Raw genomic sequence first — 23,429 nt, 5'->3', positions numbered from 1 at the left:
CCCGAATTCGGAGGAACATCGATGCCCACACAGACTGCCGAACTCGAACACCTGCGCGAAAAGACCCGACTCCTCTGCACTAAATTCCCTGACGAGTACTGGCGTGAGACGGACCGCAACCGCCGCTACCCGCAGGAATTCGTGGACACGCTGACCAGGGCGGGCTTGCTCTCGGCATTGATCCCCGCGCACTACGGCGGGCTGGGCCTGGGCCTGACCGAGGCCAGCGTCATTATGGAGGAAATCAACAAATCAGGTGGGCATTCGGCGGCCTGCCATGCGCAGATGTACACCATGGGCGCCTTGCTGCGCCACGGCAGTGCCGCCCAGAAGCAGGAGTACCTGCCGCAGATCGCCGCCGGCAAGCTACGGCTGCAGGCGTTCTCCATCACCGAGGACAAGGCCGGCTCGGATACCACCAGCATCGAAACCGCAGCAGTGCGTGACGGCGACGACTTCGTCATAACCGGCCACAAGAGCTGGACCAGCCGGATCGACGAGTCTGATCTCGCGCTGGTCCTAGCCCGCACGTCAAAGAAGCCGGAGGGCAAGGGCTCTGACAAGACGCATGGCCTGACATTGTTTCTGGTGGACTTGCGACAGGTGCGGGCGGAACAGCCGGACACTCTCAGAGTGGTTAAGGTCCGCACTATGTTCAACTACGCCACCAACCAGATCTTCTACCAGGGCATGCGCGTCCCTGCCTCGGCCGTAATCGGCGACATGGGCAACGGTTTCCGATACGTCATCGACGGCTGGAACGCCGAACGCATTCTCCTGGCCTCCGAAGCGATTGGCGACGGCTACTGGTTCACGCAGCGCGGCGTGGACTACGCCAACAGCCGTGAAGTGTTCGGCCGAAAGATCGGCGCCAACCAGGGCGTGCAGTTCCCCATCACCGATGCCTACATGAAAGTCCGCGCCGCGGACATGATGCGGTACGAGGCGGCGCGGCTCTTCGACGCCGGCGAACCCTGCGGCGCAGAAGCCAACATGGCCAAGCACCTAGCCTCCGAGGCCAGTTGGGCCGCCGCCAATGCCTGCTTGGATACGCATGGCGGCTATGGCTTCGTTGACGAGTATGACGTCGAACGTAAGTTCCGTGAGACCCGCATGTTCCAGGTGGCTCCGGTCAACAACAACCTGATCAAGAGCTTCGTCGCCACCAAGGTGCTCGGTTTGCCGCGTTCATACTAAAACTGAAGCCCGGTTCAAACGGCGGGTTAGGGCCGTAGTTTGATCCAGAGAATCCCCCGCCCCGGGATCTTCCGCGGTGGCCCCGGATTCCCATCAGCCGCGAGGCCATAAGCCTGCCCTGTGTCACGCGCCAGCTTCGGTGTCGCCGTCGGATTTTGTCGTCCGGTTCGATTTAGGCGGCCGCGGTGGGACAGACTGTTGCCGTGAGCAACTCTCCCCGGACGGGCCTCGCCGTCGCAGGACTCAGCCTGGGCACGGCATTGAATCCGCTGAACTCCTCGATGATCGCCGTCGCCCTCGTGGTGCTGCGCGCCGACTTCGGGCTCGACGTCGCCACCGTCACCTGGGTGATCACCTCCTTCTATCTCACCTCCGCGGCAGGCCAGCCGCTGATGGGGCGGCTGGCGGACCGGTTCGGGCCGCGGCGGCTGTTTATGCTCGGCATGGCCTTGGTGGCCGTGACCTGCGCGCTGGCTCCGTTCGCGCCGAACTTCGCGGTGCTCTGCGTGGCCCGCGCCTTTATGGCTCTCGGCACGGCCACCGCGTACCCGAGCGCCGTTGTGATGGTCGGGGCACTGGCGAAGCAGGCGCATGTGAAGTCCACCCGGCCGCTGGGCCGGATCCAGATGGCCAACACCTCCGCCGCCGCCGTCGGGCCGGTGGTGGGCGGGCTGCTCGTGGGCTTCGTCGGCTGGCAGGCCCTGTTCCTGGTCAACGTCCCGCTGTCACTGGCCGCGATCCTGCTGGTCCGCCGCTTCGCCCCCGCGGATGAGGACCGGGAACGCGGCCGGGTCTCGGAACTGCTGCGCGACTCGGACATCCCCGGGATCCTGGCGTTCCTGGGTTCCATGGTCCTGGTGATGATGGCGCTGCTGAACGTGCTGCCCGCCTACCGCTGGTGGCTGCTCGGGGGAGGCGCCCTGATGGCGGTGCTGTTCGTCTGGCGCGAGCTGCGCTTCGCCCCGCCGTTCCTGGACCTGCGGCTGCTGGGCCGCAACCGGCCGCTGCTGCTGGTCTATCTGGGCTTCGCGGTCTTCAGCGGCGTCTATTACTTCGCGTTCTTCGGGCTGCCGCAGCTGCTGCAGGAAGCCGGCGGCTACGATCCCGGCGTCGTGGGCCTGCTGATGCTGCCGCTGGCTGCGATGTCGGTGGTGGTGACGCCGTTCGCGGTCCGCGCCATCGACCGTTTCGGTGTGAAGCGGGTGCTGATCGCCGGCGTCGTACTGCTCCTTGTGGCGTCGGGGGTGATGTGGCTGCTGACGGCTTCATTGGCCGTTCCGCTGGTGTTTGCGCTGACCGCGCTGCTGGGCGTGCCCTACGGGGTGGTCAGCATCGCCTCCAGCCAGGGCATGTACGTATCCACCCGGCCGGAGGAGCGCGGCGTGGCTGCCGGGATCTTCCAGACTTGCCGGTACCTCGGCGCCATCACGGCCACCGTGCTGATTGGGATCTTCTACGGGACCGGGGTGAACCAGGCCAACTGGGGGCTCATGGTCTTTGTGATGCTGGGACTCGGTGCGGTGGTGTTTGTGGTGTCGCTGCTGTGGCGGGAGCGGAGGGGCTAGGCGTTCGACGGCGGGCGATGCCACCCGCAACTGCCACACCCAGGCTCAGCAACGCTGTCAGCAGCACGCCCAGCCCGACATGGACATGGAGCAGCGCCGCTCCGGCCGCGGCTCCCAGCAGGATCAGGACCACGGCGCCAAGCCGCCGGCCCCAGTGCGCCCCGGTTCCGCCGCCCAACCGCGAATCCGCGGCCAGCCCGGTCAGCGTGGACGTCACCACCACCGTCGTGACGTCCTTGACGCTCAGATGCCGGGCGGTCGCTGCCTGGATGCCCATGGCCATGGCCAGCGCCGCCGTGATGACCAGGGTGGTCGGTGCCCCGGCCCGCGGCGGGTACACGAACAACACGGCAGCAACAGCGGCCATGACCAGTCCGACGGCGGTCAGCAGGGCCGTGGTGCGCCGGCTCCAGCCCGCGGTTTCGGGGCGGAGGATCCGGCCGGCAATCACGGCGCCGGCCACAAAGCCGGCCAGGGCAATTGACGGGCCCAGCACGGGCAGCTCGTCCGCGCCGACGAGGGCCATCCCCAGGATCACCACGTTGCCGGTCATGTTCCCGGTGAAAACCCTGTCCAGACCCAGGTACCCCACGGCGTCGATGACGCCGGTGGAAAAGGTCAGGGCCAGCATGAGAATCAAGTGGAGGCGGCCGTGATCGGTGGGTTTCAGGCGGTTAAGCAAGGGAAGCCGTTCGTGGGTGTAGTGGGTGGAGTGGCCGGAGGAGCGAGCCGCCGAGGCGGACCGCCAGGGCGAGGAGTTCGGCGTCGCGGTTGGCGGGGCCAACGACACTCAGGCCGCAGGGGAGCCCGCCGTCGGTGGTCAAGGGCAGGTTCACGGCGGGCAGCCCGGCGATCCCTGCGATGCAGCTCAGCCGCATGGTGGCGCGGCGCACCCGCTCGATGACGTCCCCGCCAAGGGCGGCCTCACTGCGGAGCGGCGCCACGGACGACGCCGAGGGGAGCACCAGCAGGCCGCCGCCCACCACGGCCCGGATATGTTGCCGGGCAGCGCGGAGCACATCCCGCGCGTCGTCGGCCTGGCGGCGCCCAATCAGGGACGCGGCCCTGAACCGGCCGGCCACGTCAGCGCCGAGGGAGTCCCAGTGCCGGCTGACCCACGGTCCGTGCTGCTGCCAGGCCTCGTGGCCCTGGACGGTCTGGAAGGCTGCGAGCCACTCGGGAAGCTCGCCGGTCCGCAGGGATGCTGTGTCCAGGTTAGGGAGCCCCGGGGTTCCGGCCCAGTCGTTGAGGCATTCCTTCAAGGCACGGCCCACGTCGGGCTCCGCCATGGCGATCAGTTCCGGCACGAACACCGCGTCCGCCAGCGGCGCCGCGGGCTGGTGCTGCGGCAGCAGGACGCTGCCGACGGCGGCGAGAGTCGCCGCGTCCCGGGCCATCCAGCCCACCGTGTCGAACGACGGGGCCAGCGGGAGCAGGCCGGTGGTTGACACCGCGCCGTGGGTGGAGCGGATGCCGAAGAGTCCCTGGTAGGCGGACGGCACCCGGATGGACCCGCCGGTATCCGTCCCCAGGCCGATGGTGGCCTGTCCCAGCGATACCGCACTTGCGGACCCCGAGGAGGAGCCGCCGCTGATCCGGCCCGGTGCCCTGGGGTTGGGCGGCGTGCCGTAGTGCGCGTTCGTGCCGGCCAGGCTGTACGCGAACTCGTCCGTCCGGGCGATCCCGGCCACCACCGCGCCAGCTGCCAGCAACGCGGCGACCGCGGGCGCCGTCGTCGATTCCGCTTCAGCCCCGGCGAGCCATACCGCGTTGCCGGCACCGACGCGGAACCCCTCGAGCGCGAACAGGTCCTTGACCGCGACGGACATCCCCGTCAGCGGCCCCGCGCCGGTGGCCGGCAGCAGGGGACTGCCCGCTTCGCGCCACACGGTCGGATCCGCCGCCGGGGCCCGTGACCCGGCGGTCACGGCAGGAAGTCCTCGACCCGGATGCGGGCGTGGACCCCCTTGACGAGGTCAACCACCTGGGAGATGTTGAAGTCCGTGGCGGCGCTGAGGTAGGCGTAGGCCAAGCTGGGGTCCATGCCGTAGCGTGCCTGGAGGAGCCCGACGGCGGCCCGGACGCAGTTCTGCACGGCGGTGTCGAGGTCCTCGTCCATTCCGGTGGGAACCAGGAACTCCGGGGTCTGCGCCATCGGGCCGCTGAGGACGCCGAAGTTGCGCACCGCCTCGTCCTGCGGGACGACGTCGAACCGCAGCTTGACCCGGAGCGAGGCTTCCATGGCAGTCAGCGAGACCTCCCCGTCGCCCTGGGCGAAGTGGGGATCGCCCACATAGGCCAGCGCATCGGGGACCTGGACCGGGAGGTACAGCGAACTGCCCGCGGTCAGGAGGTTGATGTCGATGTTGCCGCCGTGGCTGCCGGGCGGGACCGAGTGCGGCCGCTGTATGCCGTCCACCGCGACCCCCATGATGCCCAGGAACGGCTTGAGCGGGAAATGCACGGAGGGCTCCGCCCCGGGCCGCAGTGGCAACCAGCCGGAGGCGGTGCCGTCGCCGGTGTCGCGGACGGTAGCGAAGGCGCTATAGGTGTCCGGCCCGAGGGGGAACTCGCCGCTCAGGGAACCCCGGCCGTGCCGGCTGGAGATCACTCCGTAGGGCACCCGGGGCGTGGTCTCCAGCACGGTGATCTTCAGCAGGTCCCCGGGCCGCGCGCCCTTGACCGCGATCGGGCCGGTCACCACGTGGGGCCCCAGCCCGCCGGCCAGCCGCTGGATGTCCGAGGCCGCCAGGTCAACGGCGTCGCTCAGGACCATGCCGGCGTCGACCCCGTGGGATCCAAAGAAGGCACGGGGATCCCGGCCCTGGTCCTCGAGGATGCCTTCGTGGCTGATCGTGTCGATGGTGACGTCGGTGCCGGAGTCGATGCTGAGGACGGGCCGGTCACCGGCACAGGGCAAGGACCCCCAGAGCACATTTTCTGTGGCGGAGGGCAGGTAGCGGGCGCCGTCCGGGATGCCGTCCCAGGGCTGCAGCGCACGGACGGGAGCGGTCGGGGTGGCGGGAGCGGACGAGGTGGCACGTGCGGGCGGGATGAGAGCGGTGGTCACGGTTGTTCTCCGGTCGGGTGTGGAGCGGCAGGGTCAGTGTAGTGCGGGACGCGGTACAGGGTGGTGTCATTCATGGCCCCGGATGAGGATGGCGACGTCGGCCAGGTGGTCGCGCATGGCGATGCCCGCGCCGGTGGCGTCCCGGGCTTCGATGGCGTCGAGGATGTGGCGGTGGCCGTCGATGGAGCTCCGCCGGCCCTCGAGGGTGGAGTGGGAGCGGAGCCGGACGTCGGTGGTCCACGAGCTGGTCAGCGTGAGGACGGTCGCCATCAGCTGGTTCCGGGCGGCCTGGGCCAGGAGCGTGTGGAACTGGATGTCCAGGCGCAGGGCCTCCTCGGGTGAGAGGTGTTCGTTGGAGCTGTTGAGTACGTCCTGGAGCTGGATCAGGTCCGCCGCGCTGGAGCGCACCGCGGCCAGTTCGGCCACGAGGGGTTCCATGGATCCGCGCAGTTCCGCCACGTCCTGCTGGGCATGGCCGACGCCGGCGAGCCGGGCATAGAGCTCGCTCACCGGTGCCGGTGGTGCGGCCACGAGTGTTCCCCGGCCCTGGGTCCGTTCCAGCAGGTGTTTGCTTTCGAGCTCCTGCAGGGCAGAGCGCACCGTGGCCCGGGAGACAGACAATTGCGCCGCCAGTTCGCGCTCGGTGGGGAGCTTGTCTCCGGGGAGCAGGCCCCGGGAGGCGATTTCCCGTTCCAGGTAGGCGGCCACTTCCGCGCTCCTCGGGGCGCTGCGCCGAAGGGTGGGGCGGGGGTCTGTACTCGGGGTCACGGTGCGGCCTTTCTGCGGACTGTGCGGGGAGGGAACGACGTCGGGAACTACTTGGCGGACTGAAGAACCGGCTCGACGGCCGGTCCGGCCACCGGCTCCAGCTCCGGCACGGCCGCCGGTTTGGTGAAGCAGAAGGCGATGGCGCCGATCAGGAGCAGCACCGCGGAGAGGTAGAAACCGGCTTCGAGGGCACCGGTCGCATCCGCGAGGGCGCCGGTGATGTAGGGGGCAAAGATGGAGGAGAGCATACCGGCGAAGTTGAAGTAGCCATAGGCCCGGGAGTACATGGACCGCGGGGTGTTTTCCGCCAGGAAGGCGATGAGGATGGGGTCCAGGGCGAGCTTCCCGACCAGGCCGTAGACGACGAGGCCGACGATCATGAGGGAGTATTCGCCGGTCAGCGGAACCAGGAGCTGGCAGAGTCCGCCGAGGACGGCGAGGAGGACGATCAGCGGGCGGGTGTTGCGGAGGCGGCGGGCGAGCATACTGAGCAGGATGGCGCCGGGGATGGAGGCCCAGGGGACCAGGGAGGCGATGACGCCGGTCTGCGAGGGGGCTACGCCGCGGGTCTGCTGGAGGTACGTGGGCAGCCAGGTCAGCATCGAGAAGAAGCCGTAAAGCGAGCAGAAGATCAGCACGTAGGTCAGGAGGTGGTTGCGGGTGAAGAGGGCCTTGTTGGATTCCTTGACGGCCGGAGCCGTCCCGCTCAGGCCCTCCTCGGCGGTCTTGGCGGCCTGGGCCTTGTGCTCGGCGTCGATCGGGGAGAGGTAGTAGTTGATCAGGAAGGCGACGATCAGGGTGGCGGAGCCGAAGATGAGGAAGGAAACGTGCCATTCCAGGCCCAGCGTGAAGGTGAGGTAGCTGGAACCGATGAAGCCCAGCGAGATGCCCACCGCCATGCCGCTGTTGATCAGCGCGGCGGAGACTCCGCGCCACTTGTCTGAGATGTAGCTGGAGGAGATCCCGTAAACCGGGCTGTAGAAGGTCCCCTCGCCGATCCCGGTGAAGGCGCGCATCAGCAGGAAGATCATGAAGCCGGGGGCGAAGCCGCTGAGGATGGTGCCGATGCCGAAGACCACGTAGCCGGCCACCACCACCTTGACGCGGCCGATCCGGTCGGCGAGGTAGCCGGTGGGGATCTGCATCAGCGCGTACGTCAGGAAGAAGACCGTGGACATCAGGCCGAGCTGGCCCTTGTTCAGGCCCCACTGTTCCTGGATGACGCTCATGACCCGCGAAAGGATGTTCCGGTCCGCGTACATAAAGACCCAGCCGAGCGAGAACAGGACGGTGACGGCGACCGGTCCTGGCCGCTTTCCGCTGACGGGAAGCAGCCGACGCCGGGCTGCCGGCGGGGTGGCGGCCGAGCCCAGCGGTGTGGTGTCCGCGGCGCCCGGCTTTTCTGCGGTGGAAACGTTCAAGGGATGCTCCTGGAGGCTCTTGGCTGATTGGTTCATTGGTCGAACCAATTACCAAGCTAGGGGGCAAAATCCTTGAATTTGCGGGGGTTAGAACCAATTAACGGGCGCGAAACGGGGTTTAACATCACGTTCACATGGCCGTCTTCCGCCCGACTCGCAGGACCATTCAGATGTCGGTTTCGTTGCGGGAACCGCCGGGTGGGGCCGCCGGCGCGGACTCGCTCTCGCCGCCAAAGTGGTACTGCCGCAGGACCTTGGACCGGGACGGGTCCTTGAGCTTCCCCATCCCCGCGATCTCGATCCGACGGATGCTTTCGCGGGTCAGGCCGAAGGATTTCGCGACCGCGTCCAGGCTCGTCCCTCCGCCACCCGTTATGCCGAAGCGCTTCGCAATGACCTGGGCCTCCCGGTCCTCAAGCGTGCCGAGTGCGGCACGGACCCGCGCCTGCATCTGTTGATGGCAAAGCGAATCGATCGGGTCGGGGGCGGAGGAATCCCACAGCTGTTCGGCCAGGGCTTCGGTTCCACCTTTGCCGTCGGGCACCCACGAGTCCAGCGAAAGGATCGGCTGGTCCACGGTCAGCAGGCCCCCGATCTTCCCGACTGGGTTGCCTGTCAGTTGGCTGAGGTCTTCGTCGCTGCAAACGGTCCCTGTCATGGCAGCCGCCCGTTGCGCGGAACGGACTTTTTGCACCTGCTCGACGACGTTCGTCGGCAGCCGGATTAGTCTGGCCTGATCAGCCAGCGCCCGGGTGATGTCGCTCCGGATATGCCACGTGGCGTGGGTGGAGAATCTGAAACCCCTGCTGAAGTCGAACGTGCGGACGGCCCTGAGCAGTCCGATGTTTCCCTCCTGGATCAAGTCCTGAAGATCGAGGCCCCGGTGGGTGTAGTGCCTGGCGATCGACACGACCAGCCGGAGGTTGGCGTGGAGCAGCCCGTCGGCGGCGCTCCTGCCCAGAAGGACGATCGTCCGAAGTTCCCTGTCGTCCTGCCCGGACCGCCGGGTGCCGTCCGCCAGGAGCTGTTCCGCGAAAAGCCCCGCCTCGATATCTTGCGCCAGTTCCACTTCCTGCTCGGCGGTGAGCAGGTCGTATTGGCTCAGCCGGCGCAGGTAGTCCCCGACGGCGTCGTCGGTTAACCCGCCGATTGCCCCGTGGATCAACTCAGCCATGTCATCCCCTGCCGGACGGTTCAAGCTTGTGAAGGCAGACTACGTGGCCGGTGTGACAATAACCGGAGGGGCAAAGCCGCTCTGGTTCAGGGTTGGTTGTGGTGTCTGCGGCCGGTAAGCGCGTCGTCAGCCAGCGTTCCGCGGCTCGCCGGCAGGCGGGGCAAGATGGCAGCTCAGGCATCTTGACACGCTCGGAACCCCGGAATATCTTCTGCCTTAACAGGGCATTTCGCCCATTTCACACAACTTTTTCACAGTCGTTTTCGGCACTCCGCGCGGGCCCCTGCCCGGAATGGCAGTCTGGCGGCGTGGGTTCGTGCGGCATGCCCGATGAACGCGCTGGGGGATCCAAATTCGGTCTCTTGCCTACAAGGAGTCGGAAATGTCTGAAGGTATTGGACTGATAGAGCGGTTCTACAAGGACGTCATAGAGAGCGGAAATCTCGCTCTCGTTGATGAGCTGGCGACGGACAGCTACGTGGATCACGAGATGGGCCTTCCCGGGCAGCCGTCGGGAAAGGAAGGTGTTAGGTACTTCGTGAACACGATGCGGTCCGCTTTCCCGGATATCAAGGTCAAGGAGATTGCGCCCTCGCTGAGCGCCGGATGAATACTGGCTTCCAAGGGAGCCACCTGTCGTGCGCTTCAGAGCCACCTGCCCAGATCACGGATCGTGTCGTTCAGAGCCACGATTGGCGTGGTTGAGAGCCACCTGAAAAGCTCCTCCCACCACGTGATGGCCACGTGGTGGGAGGAGTACCGGTAATGGTACGGAAGATCAAGGCGAAACTTGTCTTGCAGTTACGAAATCAGGGTTTATCAGGCAGGTCGATCGCCTCGGCGCAGGGCATCGCGCGCAATAGCGTCCAGGCGGTGCTCGATGCAGCGGACCGGCTCGGCGTCGTCTGGGATGACGTCGCGGAACAGTCGGAAGCCGAGGTGTATGCGGCCGTGTTCCCCGGCCGCGGCGTTCATGAGAGCGTCTTCGCGCAGCCGGACTGGCCCCGGGTTCACACTGAGTTGGCCCGGGTCGGGGTGACGTTGAAGCTGTTGCACCAGGAGTATGTCGACGCAGCGTCCATGGCGCAGGCAACGATGAGCTATGACCGGTTCTGCCGCCTCTATGGCGAACACGCCGCCGTCTCGGGGGCGACGTCAAGGGTCGGGCACAAGGCCGGCCGCAGTATCGAGGTCGACTGGTCCGGACCCACGATGCAGCTGTTGGATCCGACGACGGGTGAGCTGTCGAGGGTGTACTTGTTCGTCGCGTGCCTGCCGTTCAGCCGGTATGCGTTCGTGGAAGCGAGCCTGGACATGAAGCAGGAGTCGTGGCTGCGCGCCCACACGGCGATGTTCGCGTTCTTCGGTGGCAGCGTCCCGCGCCTGGTCCCGGACAATTTGAAGACCGGGGTTATTTCCCACCCGAAGGAGGGCGAGGTCGTGCTCAACGACGCTTACCGGGAGATGGCGGCGCACTACTCGGCAGCGGTCCTCCCGGGCAGAGTTCGCCACCCTCGAGACAAGAGTGGTGCCGAGAACACGGTCTCCCATGTCGCGACCTGGGTCATCGCCGGCCTCCGGCACGAGCAGTTTACGTCGCTGGCGCAGCTGCGCCTGCGGATCCGGGAACAGATCGATGCCTATAACCGGGAGCCGTTCCAGAAACGTGACGGGTCACGCCTCAGTGTGTTCACCGCCGAGGAGAAGCCGTTGTTGCAGGCGCTGCCGGCGGCCCCTTTCGAGATCAGCACGTGGGTCTATAAACGCAAGGTGAACGCCAACGCTCACGTGGTTTGGGCGAAGAACTTCTATTCCGTCCCTTTTAGCCATATCGGCGCCCTCGTTGACTTGCGCGTGACGGAGACGATGCTGGAGGTTTACCGGCGTGACGAGCGCCTGACCAGCCATTTGCTGCTGCCGGCCACGGCCAGCAACCAGTATCGGACGAACGAGGCGGACCTGCCCGAGGGGCGCAGCTTCCAGGCCTGGGACCGGGCCCGGATCGAGGAGTGGGCGGCGCGGGTCGGACCTGCGACGGCGGCAGTGACAGCCAAGATCTTCGAGACCGTGTTCATCGATGAGGCCGGCTTCGACGCGGCGCTGGCGGTGCTGAAACTGTCGCGCCGATTCTCCCCGGCACGCCTCGAAGCGGCCTGCGCGCTGGCGCTGCGGGGCCCGATCCGCTCACCCCGCTATGCGCACCTGCGGCCGATCCTCAACACCGGACAGGACAAAACCGGACACACCCCCGAGCCCGAGCCGGATGATGGCGGTTATGTTCGCGGCGGCGCCTACTACGCCGGAGGGACCCGTTGAGCGTCCTGGATGGGGAGACCAAACGCAAGCTCCGGGAGATGAACGCCGGCGAGCTGGTGGAGGCCATCGACCTCCAAGACGACACCCTCAGCATCAGCTTGTCGTTCGAGGAACGGGTCCGCCTGGTCGTCGATGACGCCTACTCCACCTTCATGCACTCGAAAGTGGACGGGCTGATCCGACGGGCGGGGCTTCGTTACCCCAACGCGGACCTGCGGCGCATCGACCTGCTCGACGAGCGCGGCCTCAACCGGCAGCTCCTGACCCAACTCGGGACCTGCTTGTTCGTCACTCGGCAGCAGAACGTCGTCTTCCAGGGGTTCACCGGGTCGGGGAAGTCGTATCTGGGCTGCGCGATCGCGAAACGCGCCTGCGAACATCGGATCCGCGCCCATTATGTTCGGATGCCCGACCTCGAAGAGGCCTGGGTCGCAGCTCAAGACACCCCCGGCGGCGCCGGCAAGTTCCTCCGGAAATACGCTGCCTTCACCCTGCTCGTCATCGACGAGTGGTTACTTGATCGGCCGACGGAATCGATGCGGACGATGTTGCTGGAGTTGATGGAGCGCCGTTACGGCGAGACGTCGACGGTGTTCTGCACCCAGTATCAGCAGAAGGACTGGCATCACCGCCTCGGTGCCGGCGTCCACGCCGACGCCATCATGGACCGCATCATCCACAACACCACCTGGGTCGACACCGGCACCTACAACATGAGGGAGCAGACCGCCCTGGCCAGCGCCTAACGATCAGGTCGAGGGCCAGTGGCTCCCAAGCACACCACCACTGGCTCTCTTCCGCACGATCGGTGGCTCTGAAGCGCAAGATTGGGTGGCTCTCAAGGCATCAAATACTCACGCCGGAAACATGGAGGCGTGCCACGTGGTCCTGACGGGCACTCATCGTGGGGAGCTGGCCGGCATCCCGGCAACGGGCAAGACTGTCGAATTCGACTGCACGGACATCATCCGGGTCGAGGACGGCAAGGTGGCCGAGCACTGGGGCACCACGGACAACATGAAGCTCATGCAGCAGATCGGCGCCATGGCCATGGCCTGAGTAAAACCGAGGCACGACGGCGGCCGGACCGACCTCCGCCGGGCACAAGTAAGGCTGTCCACGTTCCGAAAGGGAACGCAGGCAGCCTTTTCTGCGCGCCGCTTGTCTGCGGCCCGTCTCAACCGGTGGGGCTGTGCGGCTGTTCCCGGGCGAGGGCCGTGACCCATTCAGGGGTCACCTTGCCCAGGCGGCGGTCTGTGACTTCCCGGAGCTGGGCCGCAGCAATCTGCATGGCGCTGACGTCTTCGTCGAAGACTTGTTCCGGTTCGACCGGTGAGGGCAGCGCGTGTGTGCCGCGCCTGACCGGGTGGGCCGCCTGGTCGAGAGGCTTCTCCGATGCGGCTTCCAGCACGGCGAGCTCTCCGGCGCCGGCCAATTCGCTTTCACCCAGGACTTTGAGGACTTTCAGCCCGATCGTGCCGCGCTTCCTGTCCCCGGAGTAGACGGCATCCAGGGCCCACTGGGTCCGCTTCCACCATTCGGCGCGGTTGTCCGCTTCAGCTTTCTGCCTCAGGGTCCGCCAGCCGATGACCCCCGCCACCAGGGCGCCGAGGAGGACCGCCAGCGGCCCCAGAGCGGCAAGAATCTGCCACCACTCGGCGGGGCCGGTGTGCACGAAGACCTCGATGGGTGTCGGCGACGGAGTCGGCGGCATGCGACCAGCTTAAGCCGCAACCGCCGGCGGGCGGCGCCGTGACGCAGCCGCCCGCCGTCGTCGTTCTGCTAGACGTTCGGTGCGTAAGCCTTCGGCAGCTTCAGTCCGCGCTCGTCCATGACGGTGCGCAGCCGGGTGGGGTAGTCGCTGATGATGCCATCCACCCCGAGGTCCATCAGCCGGTTCATGTCCGCGGTGGTGTTGACGGTCCAGGGGATGACCGGCAGGCCGAGCCCGTGGGCGTCAGCGATCATGCCGGGGGTGACGGATTTGAAGGCGGGGGAGATGGCGTCGTAGCCCTGGGCCGCGGCGGCCTTGGCGAGGGATCCGCCGTAGGTGTCGATGTCGATCCCGCCGAGGTTGGCGCTGGCGCCGGGCTGGCCGACCTCGAGCCAGGCGTCGCCGCTGGACAGGGCAACGAGCGGCAGCTCCGGGGCGATCTTTTTGGTCAGGTTCAGCGAGGACCAGTCGAACGACTGCACGGTGCTGCGGTCCGCCATCCCGGAGGCCTGGATCTCGGCGACGACGGCTTTGGTCAGCGCGACCATGCCCTCGCCGCCGGACTTTCCATCCTCCACCTTGGTCTCGATGTTGAAGCGGACCTTCCCGGCGCCGGCGTCGCGCACCAGCTGGAACACGTCCTTGAGCTCGGCGATCCGGTTTCCCTCGATCACGTCCTGCTCCGGGAACCCTTTCAGCTGGGTGAAACCGCAGTCGAGTGTCTTGATCTGGGCCAGCGAGAGCTCGGCGACCCGGTCGCCGACGTACGGGAAGGCGGCGTCGCCCGGCGCGGCCGGCGCAGTGTCCTGGCACTTGTCGGCCTGAATGGTGTCGTCGTGCCAGACGATGGTCTTCCCATCAGAGGTCAGGTGGGTGTCCAGTTCCAGGGTGGTCACGCCCAGCTTCAGCGAGTGGGCGAAGGCGGCCAGGGATTCCTCGGTCCACTCGCCGCGACCTCCGCGGTGCGCCTGCAGGTCAAAGGACCCGTTGCTCTCGTTGGTCTTGATGCTGGTGGTTGCCTTTTCGGCACCCGTTCCGGGAGCGTTCGACGACGGCGCGGAGCCGGCTTCGGTGTGTGAAGCGGCGACGGCGGGGCCCGCCAGGGCGGCGATGAGCGCGGCGGTGGCCGCGGCAGTCAGGACTGTGCGCATGGTGGTGGTTCCTCCTGGGTGGCGGTTGCCGGCGCTGCGCCGGCGACCCGACAACCCTAGGGAGGCGAAATGGACTGCCGGATTCGGAGGACTGGACCTCGGGTGAACAGTTCAGCGCCGGTCGGCTTTTCGCAGGTAGCTTACGGCGAGTTTCCTGGCGTGCGCGTACCAGTCGGAGGGACTCTCGCCTTGGTCGGGTCAAGAACGGCAGCGCTTGCCGGGGCCTTTCCCGAACTCGAATCGACATCGGCGTGTCTGCCGGTCCGGGAGGTCAGCTCGCGGGACATTTGGGCCGAGCTGGGGTCGTGCGTCGTCTCTTCATCGCGGTCGATTGTCTTGCGACAGCTGGGTCTGCCATTTTGCGGTGGAGGGGGACGAACCCATGCATGGTCCCCCTCCAGACGCGAATTAGTTACCGGAACGTTTGACGAACCGGCCCCGAGGCTCACCGAGAATCTTGCCTTCGCCGAATACTGCGGCGCCTCGAAGGTAGGTGTCCGTTACCTGTGCCGTTAGCTCAAATCCTTCAAAGGGTGTGTACTCCTGCGCGGACAGGGAGTCCTCTGCCTGAACGACGTAGTTCACGGTGTCGTCCACGAGGCAGAAGTCAGCGTCGTAGCCGACAGCGATGTCGCCCTTGCCCGGCATTCCGTATCGTTCCGCCGGGTTCTTGGACACGAGCTGGGCGATCCGGTTGTAGGAGAGCCCCCGTTTGCGGCCCTCGGAGATCATGCCGGGCAGCAGGTACTCGGCACCCCCGAAACCAGATTTTGCCAGGAAGACATCGTCGCGAGGGTCCCCGAATTTGGTCTCGTCCTTGCAGCAGGCGTGGTCCGAGGTGACCCAGGAGAAGTTCCCTGCCAAGAGGTGTTCCCACAGGGCCTCCACATCTTCCCTGGGCCGTAGCGGCGGATTTACCTTGCCGCCCATGTTGGCCGTGTGGCAGTCGGCCAGCAAGTGACCCACTGTGACCTCCCTGCGGAAGTTGATGTGCGGGAAGGTGGTCTGCATCATCATGGCGGCCTCGATGGCCTTGCGCGAGGTGAGGTGCAGCAGGTTGATGTTCGGAAGCTCGGTCTCATGCGCCAAGTAGGCGGCAATCGTAATCGCGAGCCCTTCGGAATGGGGTGGACGTGAAGCGCTGTATGCCTCAAGTCCTGTCAATGTCCCTTCTTCCTCGACGAGTTTGGTGTAGGCCCGCATGATCTCTGCAGTTTCGCAGTGCAGAGATAGGGAGATCTGGTCCCTGATGTCAGAGTACTTCGGATCGCGCCGGGCTTTTTCGATGCCTCGCATCACGAATTCGAAGTGAGCGAAGTCGTAGGAGTCATCTTCCGGGATCATCAGGAATTTGCTCTGGTCAGATGACCGGCCGTGCAGACCGTGGATTCCGTAGAACATGAAGATCTTAAAGGATGGGACGCCCATGTCCAGCAGATCCGGGATCTCCTGGATGTGCTCTTTGAGAATCGGTGCGACGTGGAAGCCATAGTCGATGAAAGCCCGGCCCTCTGCCGCCTCAAGAATCTCAGGGAAGATCTCCTTGTACGGCCCGGACTTGTTCATGTAGTAGGCGCCGGTACGGATATAGGTGATTCCGCTGGTGACGCCGCCTTGTGCGCTGGCCCGGCTTTCACTATCTGTGTCTTCGCCGAGTTCGTTGTAGATGCCCCAGTGCTGGTGTACGTCCACCACGCCCGGAAATAGGTACCTGCCGTGGCCGTCGACGCTTTCGGCGGCCAAGCTGATGTCGATGTCAGCCTCGATAGCGGAGAACTTTCCGTCCTTGACCGCCACGTCCAGTGATTCCACGGTGTCGCTGTCCGGGCGGACCACTTTGACGTTCTTAATGACGAGGTCGTAGTTGACCATGATGTGCCTCTCTATCTGTTCGCGCGGGCACGGGGGATGCCCCTGCCCAGACGCTTAATGGGGAGTTAGTTGCTGCTTGCCTGCACACTGATGAGCGGATCGATTTCGGACAAGTGCGTGAAGATACTGCCGATATCCCGGCAGGTTTCCAGGGTGCGGCAAGCATTTTCCAGCCTGTCCATCCCTGCTTCGTCCATGGTTCGTTGTGCGTTGTCCCTAAATTTGCGGGTCAGTTCGTCAAAACTCAACGGCCGCTGAGGTCCACCTCTGTTCGTCAGGACCTTTTCCACGAGTGTCCGACCGTCAACTAGCACGACAGTAAGCACCGCCGGAAACTGCATGGGAAAGATCGCGGTGCATTCTTCGTCCGGGACCACTTCCACCTTGGCCATGAGGGCTCGCCGGTATGGGTCCTTGGCGAGCTCGTCGGTGTAGTCGTCCAGTCCCACCTCGAGGCCGCCGCCGCCAATGAGGCCGGCGGCCACCGCATACGGGCCCGAGAACTGCGCCATGTACCCCGTCTCAGGGCTGCGCTTGATATCAATCGGTTCGCCGATGGTGCGCAAGTTAGGTGCGGGCACGCCGAGCACGGCGGACTCGATGTCCTCCGGTTTCACACCCGCCCGGCGCAATGCGGAAGCGGCATCCACCGCGGCATGAGTGAAGTGGTTGGCAGGATATGGCTTGAAGAATATTTCCTGAATGGACCACCGCTCGCCCAGGCCATCGGTGATGGCCTCCGGATGGAATTCACCGTGAAGCCACGCCTGGAAAAATCCGAATCGCCCTTCCAGAACAGTGGGCGGCCCAGTGAGTCCATAACGGACGAGGTCGACGGCATTCACGGCGGAGTGCGCCGCCCATCCGCAGTGGATTCTTTTTACGGTGCCGCCGGTCCGGTTGGATTCGATGATGCCGGAGGCCATGGAAGCGGCAACCCCCAGGGCATTGCAGATCAGCGTTTCGTCACCATACAGCGCAGCCACCCCCGCGGCGGCGCCCATGGCACCGCAGATTGAGGTCGCGTGCTGGCCGTGTTCGAAAAAGAGGGAGTTCTGCTTCTCGCTGTCATAACCAGCCATGCCCAGGCGGACGCAAACTTCGAGGCCGATCGCTATGGCGCGTATCATTTCCTGACCGTTGGCGCCTTTGGCCTGCGCGGCGGCCATCACGGCGGGAATGACACTCGCGCTGGGGTGCAGGACGGATGGCAGGTGTGTGTCGTCGTAGTCCAGCGAATGGGCTAAGACGCCGTTGACAAAGGCGGCCTGGGCTCCAGGGAGCCTGCCGGCCATTCCCGCAGCGGAGGACTGCGGCTTGCCGCCCTGGTCTTGCGCCCAGAGCCGGACAGCCCGGCTGGTTTCCAGGGGCGCGGCCGCGGCGCAGATGCCGAGGATGTCCAGGACCCTGGACTTGACACTGTTTACTACGTCGTCCGGCAGATCCTCATAACGGACGGCTGCAGCGAAGGTGGCCAGTTGCTGGGCGAGTGTCTGGACCGGTGCGACGGGGGTTATCGGGGAGGCATTCATGCTGACACCAACGCCAGAGGCCGCACCGGGGATCCCGTGGCGCCGAAGATATTCAGGGGCACTAAGACGAAGGTGAATTCGTACATCTTTCTCTCAGCCAGCTCCTCAAGGTCCAGCGCTTCAATAATGTAGATCCCGTTTTCCACCAGAAAGACGCGGTGGGCCGGCAACTGTGCGTGCCCGCCGCCCGGAGCCAGCCATTCGAAAGCGATAGTGTCTGCGCCAACGGCATGTACTTGCTGGGCTGCGAGCCACTCGGCGCCGGCCTGGCTGATCCCAGGCACGCCAGATGCGCCACCGACGTATGCGGGACCTTCGGCGAATTTCTTCCCCCAACCGGATCTGATGAGAACGACATCGCCGGGTTGGATTTTCGTCCCCTGCCCTTCGAGGGTTTCCTGCAGTTCGGCCACGGTGATTTCGTGCCCGCCTGGAAGGTCTGGCAGGCCCAGATGTGTGGGGGGATCAAGGAGGATTCCTCGCCGGATCATTGGGGCTATCGTGTGCACGCCGTGTTCGACGTACTTGCCGCCCAGGCATGAGGCCCCAGCATCGGCCCCGCCGAAGAGTTTTCCGTCCTGGCTCACGTGGGCTAGAGCGTCAATATGGGTCCCGACGTGAGTTCCCGTGGTGATTAGATCGTTTGCAGCGCTGCCGCCGTCGCTTCGGACCATGTCCCCGTGCCGGCGGGGCAGGGTGTGCAGAAACTGGGGATGGTTTGGCGACTGGGGCATACCCACGCTGAGCTGTCGTCCCAGATCAACCATCTGCAGGCCGGCCTTGACCGCTTCGAGCAATTCATCACTCATTTGATGGCACCGCTTTCTCGGAATGAGGCCATTTCCCCGCTGCTGTAGCCCAGCTCGGAGAGGATGGCGTCTGTATCTTGTCCTAAGTCGCGGCCGGTGAAGCGGATGCTGCCCGGCGTCTTGCTCATGCGCCACATGACATTGTGTTGAAGCATGTTGCCTAGATCCCGGTCGGGAACCTCGATCAGCATCTTTGTCTCGCGGATGTGGGGGTCCTCGACGATGTCTCTTGCGTCATAGACTGCGGCAACAGCTGCTCCGGCCTGGGAAAATGCGGCCAGGACATCGTCGCGGCTGCGTTCCCGGATCCATGCCCCGACGTGACCATCCAATTCGTCGACATGCTGTACGCGGCTGCTTCCTGCCTGGAACCAGGGTTCATCAATGACCTCCGGGTGTCCGACGAGTCGCATGACCCGTTCAGCGATGCTTTGGGCGCTCGTGGAGATAGCCACCCAGCGATCATCCTTAGTCAAATAGGTGTTGCGGGGTGCATTGTTTGTGGAGCGGTTGCCGTTGCGCTGTCCGATGATGCCCAGCTGCTGGTAAACGGAGGGGCCGGGGCCCACCGCGGTCATCATGGGCTCCAGGATGCTGAGATCAACGGTCTGCCCTTCACCCGTTCTGTCCCTGTGCCGGAGCGCCATGAGAACCGCTGAGGAAGCGGCAATACCGCAGATGCTGTCCGCCAGCCCAAACGCCGGCAGCGTGGGCGGACCGTCAGCTTCGCCGGTAAGGTGTGCGAATCCGCTCATGGCCTCAGCGAGTGTGCCGAAACCCGGGCGGGAGGAATACGGGCCTTCCTGTCCGAAACCGGTCAGGCGGACGAGCACCAGAGCGGGGTTGAGCTCGGCAAGTACTTCGGGTCCGAGGCCCCAACGCTCCAGCGTTCCCGGGCGGAAGTTTTCCACGACGACGTCAGCGGAGGCTGCGAGCTTTTTGAAGACCTGAGCACCCTGCTCGGTGCTCAGACTTAGGCCCAGTGTGCGTTTGTTGCGTGAAACTTCTTTCCACCAGATCGGGACGCCATCTTTATTCTCGCCATGTCCGCGCATGCTGTCGCCCATTTGGGGGTGTTCGATCTTTATGACGTCCGCCCCGAAATCTCCGAGGATCTGACAGCAAAGGGGCCCTGCGAGAATCGTGGAAACGTCCAGCACCCGCACTCCCTGCAGGGGATATGTCTGCTCGCTCAAAGTTACTCGTTCCGCTAGGTGAAACAATGATCTGAATTCAGCCTAGTGAGCAAGCTGGAGAATTAGAAGACCAAAGCCCGGATTTATGGGATATTTTGACTGATTTTTCTGAGGATGCCCACAGAAGGGGAAATTCAAGATCCCCATGATGGGCAATTCGTTCCGGCTAGCGGAACGCTCTCACGCTGGGTTGGTGCTGGTGCATCCCAGCAGGGTGGATGCGGCGTGTTCTGCTGCCAAATATGACAGGCCGAGGGCCGGCAGCAGCCCATTTCCTGCTAGGTATCCGCTGGCCCCGTGGCCCGAAATTCCCATCGCGGCGCCGCCCGAGGCGTAGAGGCCGTCAATGGCACCTCCGGCACCATTGATAACCCGCGCGCTGGCGTCCACGCAGAGTCCGCCCTGGGTATGGAACAGGGCTGGCCGCACCGCCACTGCACCCAGAGGCCCCGACAGTGGGGCTTCCCAAAAGGTGCGCCCGAAGGTGTCCGTTCCATTCCCGGCGGCAAAAGCCCGTACTTTCTGTAGGGTCGAGGCCAGGCCTTCCGGATCGATTCCCGTAGCACGCGCGAGTGAATCCACTCCGTCGCCCCACTTGACGCCGCCCGATTCAACAGTGTCCGTGAAATCCTGGAAACTCAGGCAGGCATCGTGAATCCTCTGGTCCAGAATGATCCATGCCCCGTCTGGGGCGTGAAGTAGTGACTCACGCGCATATTCGGAGTACCCCATAGTCTCGTCGCCGTACCGCAGGCCGGCGTTGTTTACCAGGAAGCCTCCGTGCATCACAGTCGCCCACCCGGCGAGTGTTGCGGACGGCGTGGCAAGTGCTGCATGCCCTTGGTAGGCATCCAGGTAAGCCGTTTTCGCTCCCAGCTTCGTCCCAATCCGAAGGGCATCGCCCTTGGACTCCTCGCTTCCGTGGTAGCTTGCGCCTGAAATCTCCGGAATGTGCTGCCTGACCAGATCCTTGTTGGCCCCGAATCCGTTGCTGGCGAGTAGCACGGCCCGTGTCGGAATCTCTTCGAGTCCGGTCGGCGTCTCGACGATTGCGCTGCTGACGCCGCTGCCGGATACGGTCACGTCCACAAGGCGGGCTGGAAGGTACAAATCGATCAGCTCAGTCCCGCGCACGCGGTCCAGCAATGCATCCAGCAGGAAAGTGCCGATGCGTCCCGGAACCGTATGGCACCGCATGGCGGAGTGGCCGGGATAGGAAAAGTCCGTCACCAGGGACAGTGGGATGCCCAAATCGTCCGCCAGCCACTCGACCAGCACCGGGCTCACCTGAGCCAGCGCGTGAGCCAGCACAGGGTCGGCCTCTCCGTGGCTCTTGGCCATGATGTCTTCCAGAAAGGCTTCGGGGGTGTCGTCGATCCCGGCAGCCTTTTGCCAGCGGCTGCCGGCGCCCGGGATCATGGCTGTGGACATGGCCGTGTTATTGCCGCGCCGGAAGTGAGTGTTGCTCTCAAGGACAAGCACTGATAACCCCAACTGGGCGCCCCGAAGCGCGGCAACCAGTCCTCCGCCCGCGCCGGCGACGATAAGGTCCGGTCCCTCATTTTGCATTTCAGTCATCATTTGGCTCCATTTCAGCGGTAGGGGATGCCGCTCCCGACAGTTTGCGGAGCGTGATTTCGGTGTTAACGCTTATAGCCAGCTCAGCGACGACTTCGACTATGCGACTGCATCCGCTGGGGCCGATCAAAGCGACGAGCTTCGCTTCGACATCTTCCGGGCGGAAAGGGAAGTAGTCCGCGTCACCTCTGGGGTTGGGCTGGGCACCGGAGACCCCCGTCCCGTCTTTGAATCGAATCTCCACCTCTGCCCAGCGCTCGGCGGGAAGGGCGGCGTCGAAGGCCGGGTGCAGCATTGTTGTGATCCGTGGGAGGATCCGCGTCGCCGCTTCAAAGGAGTCGCTGTGAGGGTCCATGGCACCCGGCGATACGGCATCGTTTACCAATGCGGCGGCCACTACGAAGGGAAAGGAGAACATGGCTGACAATCGGTTTGTGGCTGTACCCGCAAAAAGGGGTTCCGCCAGGGAATGGGTCCGTACCGTCACCGACGCCATGTCCTCGACATCAAAAGGGTGTTCGCGTTTAAGGCGCTGGACAATGTCGATGGCGGCATGGGTGTATGAACACGAGGCATGCCATTTGCTGTATCCGTGGGCTGATAGCCAGAACTCACCAAGTTGTTCTGTCAGGAGGTCGGTGTCCAAGGTTCCCGCGAGTTGTGCGAGCGTTTTGGCTGCTGCGCCGCTGTTGCTCACCAGCCCCGCCCTGGCCAGTCGGACAGCGTTGAGGCCGGCAGCGTTCGCCCCGGCGGCCCACAGGTTCCTTGTGAAGTTGCCATCCAGCACCATGTCCCATGGCGTCACATGGATCAGTCCCGTGGCCGCGTCGATGGACGCGGCAATTTGATCAACGGAACAGCCGTGGATGAGCGCTGCAGCGCAAGCGGCACCCGCCGCACCCCAATGGCCGTGCGTGTGCCAGCCCGGGCCCAGTCTTACTGCTCTGCCGAATCGTGCGGCAACTTCGTAGCCGGCCACGATGGCCGTCAGGAACTCTTGCCCGCTTACGGGTCTCCCGGCACGCTGTGTTGCGGCAACGGCAGCGAAGACCACATGAACAGCGGGATGCCCGCGGGCGTGCTTATTTCCCTCGTCGAGCTCAAGGCAGCAGGCGGAGATGGCGTTGAGATACGCCGCGGTTTCCGGCGTCGTAGTCAGGTTCGTTCCTAAAACGGGCGCGTCCCCAGTGTCACACGGCCATTGACCCAACAGTTTGGCCATATCGGACGTACGGGCTCCGGCGGCCGTCACACCAAACAGATCCGTCAGCATCAGCGGTATCCGCTGCAGAACGGCCTCCGGCAACTCCTCGAACCGCAAGCCCGCCGCGAAGACGGCCAGGCGATCCACCGCGGTGGTTTGTGCCTCAACCATGATCATCTGAACGAGTTCTCAGGCCATATGACCTCAGGTTTGTTCGCCCGGAATCCTGCTCCCATTCCAATGAGCTTGAGCGCCAATGCGGTGGGATCTACCAGTGCGACGGTTCCCCACCCCGGGACGTCGACGGCGGAGCACCCGTTTATCACGGCGTCCACACGGCTCCCCCGGAGGTGCTCAGATACTGCGTGGTTCCAGCGTGCGGTATTGGCGATGTCCTCCACGGACAGGCCGAGCACCGCCGTCCCGCCATGGGTAAGGCCGAGTCCATAGAGCTCAAGTTTCCGGTCCAGTTCGGAGGCGATTGCCACGTTCCGCGCAACCGCGCCGACTCTGGCCCCCTGACCAGCCAAGAAATGCGCTGTCATCTTCAGGATGCCGAATACGGGTTTGCTGATGTCCAGAGCACCCGTGTCCACCCCGGGATCCAGCACGCAGTCGGGCAGAAATCCGTCGAATGGGTAATCGCCGGCGTCGGCCAGTCTTGCAATGACGGCGGCCTCAGATGCCGCTATGTCATCGCGGGACTCCAGTGATCGCGGGATATCCGAACCGGTGCCGAGGTTTTCGAGTTTGATCTCGACCCCGGGGGGGACCAGCCGGTCATATCTGTCCTGGCGACGCGCAATCTCCTCGATCGGGACGCAGATGGGCGTTACTGCAAGTAGGCGCATGGTTCTTCTTC

The 23,429-nt window shown here is 64.8% G+C and carries 21 protein-coding genes; 6 read left to right on the top strand and 15 right to left on the bottom strand.

The annotated features are described in order from the left end of the window. Positions 1–21 precede the first annotated feature (21 nt). Both AC1MFL_RS05290 and AC1MFL_RS05285 read left to right on the top strand, forming a co-directional pair. Positions 22–1,197, top strand: coding sequence for an acyl-CoA dehydrogenase family protein (locus AC1MFL_RS05290; RefSeq protein WP_479813830.1), 1,176 nt, complete (start codon positions 22–24; stop codon positions 1,195–1,197). Positions 1,198–1,400: 203 nt separating this feature from the next. Next, on the top strand, positions 1,401–2,762 hold the full coding sequence (locus AC1MFL_RS05285; RefSeq protein WP_479813828.1) for an MFS transporter: 1,362 nt from the start codon (positions 1,401–1,403) through the stop codon (positions 2,760–2,762). Here the strand turns inward: AC1MFL_RS05285 and AC1MFL_RS05280 are convergent. From AC1MFL_RS05280 to AC1MFL_RS05255, 6 genes are all read right to left on the bottom strand, one after another. Further along, positions 2,686–3,393 (bottom strand): YoaK family protein, encoded by a 708-nt coding sequence (locus AC1MFL_RS05280; protein WP_479813826.1) that lies wholly within the window; start codon positions 3,391–3,393, stop codon positions 2,686–2,688. The genes AC1MFL_RS05285 and AC1MFL_RS05280 overlap by 77 nt on opposite strands. A 43-nt stretch (positions 3,394–3,436) precedes the next feature. After that, positions 3,437–4,690 carry an amidase gene (locus AC1MFL_RS05275; protein ID WP_479813824.1) on the bottom strand — a complete coding sequence of 418 codons (1,254 nt, stop codon included), beginning with the start codon at positions 4,688–4,690 and terminating at the stop codon, positions 3,437–3,439. Beyond that, positions 4,687–5,832 (bottom strand): acetamidase/formamidase family protein, encoded by a 1,146-nt coding sequence (locus AC1MFL_RS05270; RefSeq protein ID WP_479813822.1) that lies wholly within the window; start codon positions 5,830–5,832, stop codon positions 4,687–4,689. Before AC1MFL_RS05270 ends, AC1MFL_RS05275 begins: the two co-directional genes overlap by 4 nt. A 66-nt stretch (positions 5,833–5,898) precedes the next feature. After that, positions 5,899–6,600, bottom strand: coding sequence for a FadR/GntR family transcriptional regulator (locus AC1MFL_RS05265; protein ID WP_479813820.1), 702 nt, complete (start codon positions 6,598–6,600; stop codon positions 5,899–5,901). Between the two features lie 47 nt (positions 6,601–6,647). Then, entirely contained in the window at positions 6,648–8,021 is a 1,374-nt protein-coding gene (locus tag AC1MFL_RS05260; RefSeq protein ID WP_479813818.1) for an MFS transporter, read from the bottom strand. 166 nt (positions 8,022–8,187) lie between these two features. After that, complete coding sequence (locus tag AC1MFL_RS05255) at positions 8,188–9,195, bottom strand: sigma-70 family RNA polymerase sigma factor (protein WP_479813816.1); 1,008 nt, start codon at positions 9,193–9,195, stop codon at positions 8,188–8,190. A 382-nt stretch (positions 9,196–9,577) separates the two neighbouring features. Between AC1MFL_RS05255 and AC1MFL_RS05250 the strand changes: the two genes are divergently transcribed. From AC1MFL_RS05250 to AC1MFL_RS05235, 4 genes are all read left to right on the top strand, one after another. Next, the gene (locus AC1MFL_RS05250; protein WP_479813814.1) at positions 9,578–9,805 is read left to right on the top strand and encodes an ester cyclase; all 228 of its coding nucleotides are present in this window, start codon (positions 9,578–9,580) and stop codon (positions 9,803–9,805) included. Positions 9,806–9,960: 155 nt separating this feature from the next. After that, a complete protein-coding gene (gene istA / locus AC1MFL_RS05245) occupies positions 9,961–11,511 on the top strand; it encodes an IS21 family transposase (RefSeq protein WP_479813812.1) in 1,551 nt (516 codons plus the stop codon). Continuing rightward, on the top strand, positions 11,508–12,257 hold the full coding sequence (locus tag AC1MFL_RS05240) for an ATP-binding protein (protein ID WP_254753330.1): 750 nt from the start codon (positions 11,508–11,510) through the stop codon (positions 12,255–12,257). Before istA ends, AC1MFL_RS05240 begins: the two co-directional genes overlap by 4 nt. A gap of 85 nt (positions 12,258–12,342) precedes the next feature. Next, a complete protein-coding gene (locus AC1MFL_RS05235) occupies positions 12,343–12,570 on the top strand; it encodes an ester cyclase (RefSeq protein WP_479813810.1) in 228 nt (75 codons plus the stop codon). A 118-nt stretch (positions 12,571–12,688) separates the two neighbouring features. Here AC1MFL_RS05235 and AC1MFL_RS05230 read toward each other — a convergent pair whose 3' ends face one another. The 9 genes from AC1MFL_RS05230 to AC1MFL_RS05190 all read right to left on the bottom strand — a co-directional run bounded on the left by AC1MFL_RS05230 (position 12,689) and on the right by AC1MFL_RS05190 (position 23,418). After that, complete coding sequence (locus AC1MFL_RS05230) at positions 12,689–13,225, bottom strand: hypothetical protein (RefSeq protein ID WP_479813808.1); 537 nt, start codon at positions 13,223–13,225, stop codon at positions 12,689–12,691. 68 nt (positions 13,226–13,293) lie between these two features. Beyond that, positions 13,294–14,376: a glycerophosphodiester phosphodiesterase family protein gene (locus tag AC1MFL_RS05225; RefSeq protein WP_479813806.1), complete on the bottom strand. Its 1,083-nt coding sequence runs from the start codon at positions 14,374–14,376 to the stop codon at positions 13,294–13,296. A 408-nt stretch (positions 14,377–14,784) separates the two neighbouring features. Further along, positions 14,785–16,248: a dihydroorotase gene (locus tag AC1MFL_RS05220; protein ID WP_479813804.1), complete on the bottom strand. Its 1,464-nt coding sequence runs from the start codon at positions 16,246–16,248 to the stop codon at positions 14,785–14,787. Between the two features lie 65 nt (positions 16,249–16,313). Further along, positions 16,314–17,780: an MmgE/PrpD family protein gene (locus tag AC1MFL_RS05215; protein ID WP_479813802.1), complete on the bottom strand. Its 1,467-nt coding sequence runs from the start codon at positions 17,778–17,780 to the stop codon at positions 16,314–16,316. Then, positions 17,777–18,589 (bottom strand): cyclase family protein, encoded by an 813-nt coding sequence (locus AC1MFL_RS05210; RefSeq protein WP_479813800.1) that lies wholly within the window; start codon positions 18,587–18,589, stop codon positions 17,777–17,779. The genes AC1MFL_RS05215 and AC1MFL_RS05210 overlap by 4 nt, the downstream gene beginning before the upstream one ends. Next, positions 18,586–19,785 carry a CaiB/BaiF CoA transferase family protein gene (locus tag AC1MFL_RS05205; RefSeq protein WP_479813798.1) on the bottom strand — a complete coding sequence of 400 codons (1,200 nt, stop codon included), beginning with the start codon at positions 19,783–19,785 and terminating at the stop codon, positions 18,586–18,588. The genes AC1MFL_RS05210 and AC1MFL_RS05205 overlap by 4 nt, the downstream gene beginning before the upstream one ends. Before the next feature lie 180 nt (positions 19,786–19,965). Next, on the bottom strand, positions 19,966–21,363 hold the full coding sequence (locus tag AC1MFL_RS05200; protein ID WP_479813796.1) for an FAD-dependent oxidoreductase: 1,398 nt from the start codon (positions 21,361–21,363) through the stop codon (positions 19,966–19,968). Next, positions 21,356–22,744: an MmgE/PrpD family protein gene (locus tag AC1MFL_RS05195; protein WP_479813794.1), complete on the bottom strand. Its 1,389-nt coding sequence runs from the start codon at positions 22,742–22,744 to the stop codon at positions 21,356–21,358. The genes AC1MFL_RS05200 and AC1MFL_RS05195 overlap by 8 nt, the downstream gene beginning before the upstream one ends. After that, positions 22,741–23,418 carry an aspartate/glutamate racemase family protein gene (locus AC1MFL_RS05190; protein ID WP_479813792.1) on the bottom strand — a complete coding sequence of 226 codons (678 nt, stop codon included), beginning with the start codon at positions 23,416–23,418 and terminating at the stop codon, positions 22,741–22,743. Before AC1MFL_RS05190 ends, AC1MFL_RS05195 begins: the two co-directional genes overlap by 4 nt. Positions 23,419–23,429 lie beyond the last annotated feature (11 nt).

This window comes from Arthrobacter sp. BG3 (genome assembly GCF_056680185.1).
The sequence above is the reverse complement of the archived record's forward strand: the minus strand, read 5'-3'. Positions and strand labels throughout refer to the sequence as shown.

Excerpts from the sequence above, each read along its gene's own strand:
- AC1MFL_RS05290 (WP_479813830.1), top strand. The coding sequence starts at position 22 with ATGCCCACACAGACTGCCGAACTCGAACACCTGCGCGAAAAGACCCGA.
- AC1MFL_RS05280 (WP_479813826.1), bottom strand. The coding sequence starts at position 3,393 with ATGCTGGCCCTGACCTTTTCCACCGGCGTCATCGACGCCGTGGGGTAC.
- AC1MFL_RS05255 (WP_479813816.1), bottom strand. The coding sequence starts at position 9,195 with ATGGCTGAGTTGATCCACGGGGCAATCGGCGGGTTAACCGACGACGCC.
- AC1MFL_RS05250 (WP_479813814.1), top strand. The coding sequence starts at position 9,578 with ATGTCTGAAGGTATTGGACTGATAGAGCGGTTCTACAAGGACGTCATA.
- istA (WP_479813812.1), top strand. The coding sequence starts at position 9,961 with ATGGTACGGAAGATCAAGGCGAAACTTGTCTTGCAGTTACGAAATCAG.
- AC1MFL_RS05230 (WP_479813808.1), bottom strand. The coding sequence starts at position 13,225 with ATGCCGCCGACTCCGTCGCCGACACCCATCGAGGTCTTCGTGCACACC.
- AC1MFL_RS05225 (WP_479813806.1), bottom strand. The coding sequence starts at position 14,376 with ATGCGCACAGTCCTGACTGCCGCGGCCACCGCCGCGCTCATCGCCGCC.
- AC1MFL_RS05220 (WP_479813804.1), bottom strand. The coding sequence starts at position 16,248 with ATGGTCAACTACGACCTCGTCATTAAGAACGTCAAAGTGGTCCGCCCG.
- AC1MFL_RS05215 (WP_479813802.1), bottom strand. The coding sequence starts at position 17,780 with ATGAATGCCTCCCCGATAACCCCCGTCGCACCGGTCCAGACACTCGCC.
- AC1MFL_RS05210 (WP_479813800.1), bottom strand. The coding sequence starts at position 18,589 with ATGAGTGATGAATTGCTCGAAGCGGTCAAGGCCGGCCTGCAGATGGTT.
- AC1MFL_RS05200 (WP_479813796.1), bottom strand. The coding sequence starts at position 21,363 with ATGACTGAAATGCAAAATGAGGGACCGGACCTTATCGTCGCCGGCGCG.
- AC1MFL_RS05195 (WP_479813794.1), bottom strand. The coding sequence starts at position 22,744 with ATGATCATGGTTGAGGCACAAACCACCGCGGTGGATCGCCTGGCCGTC.
- AC1MFL_RS05190 (WP_479813792.1), bottom strand. The coding sequence starts at position 23,418 with ATGCGCCTACTTGCAGTAACGCCCATCTGCGTCCCGATCGAGGAGATT.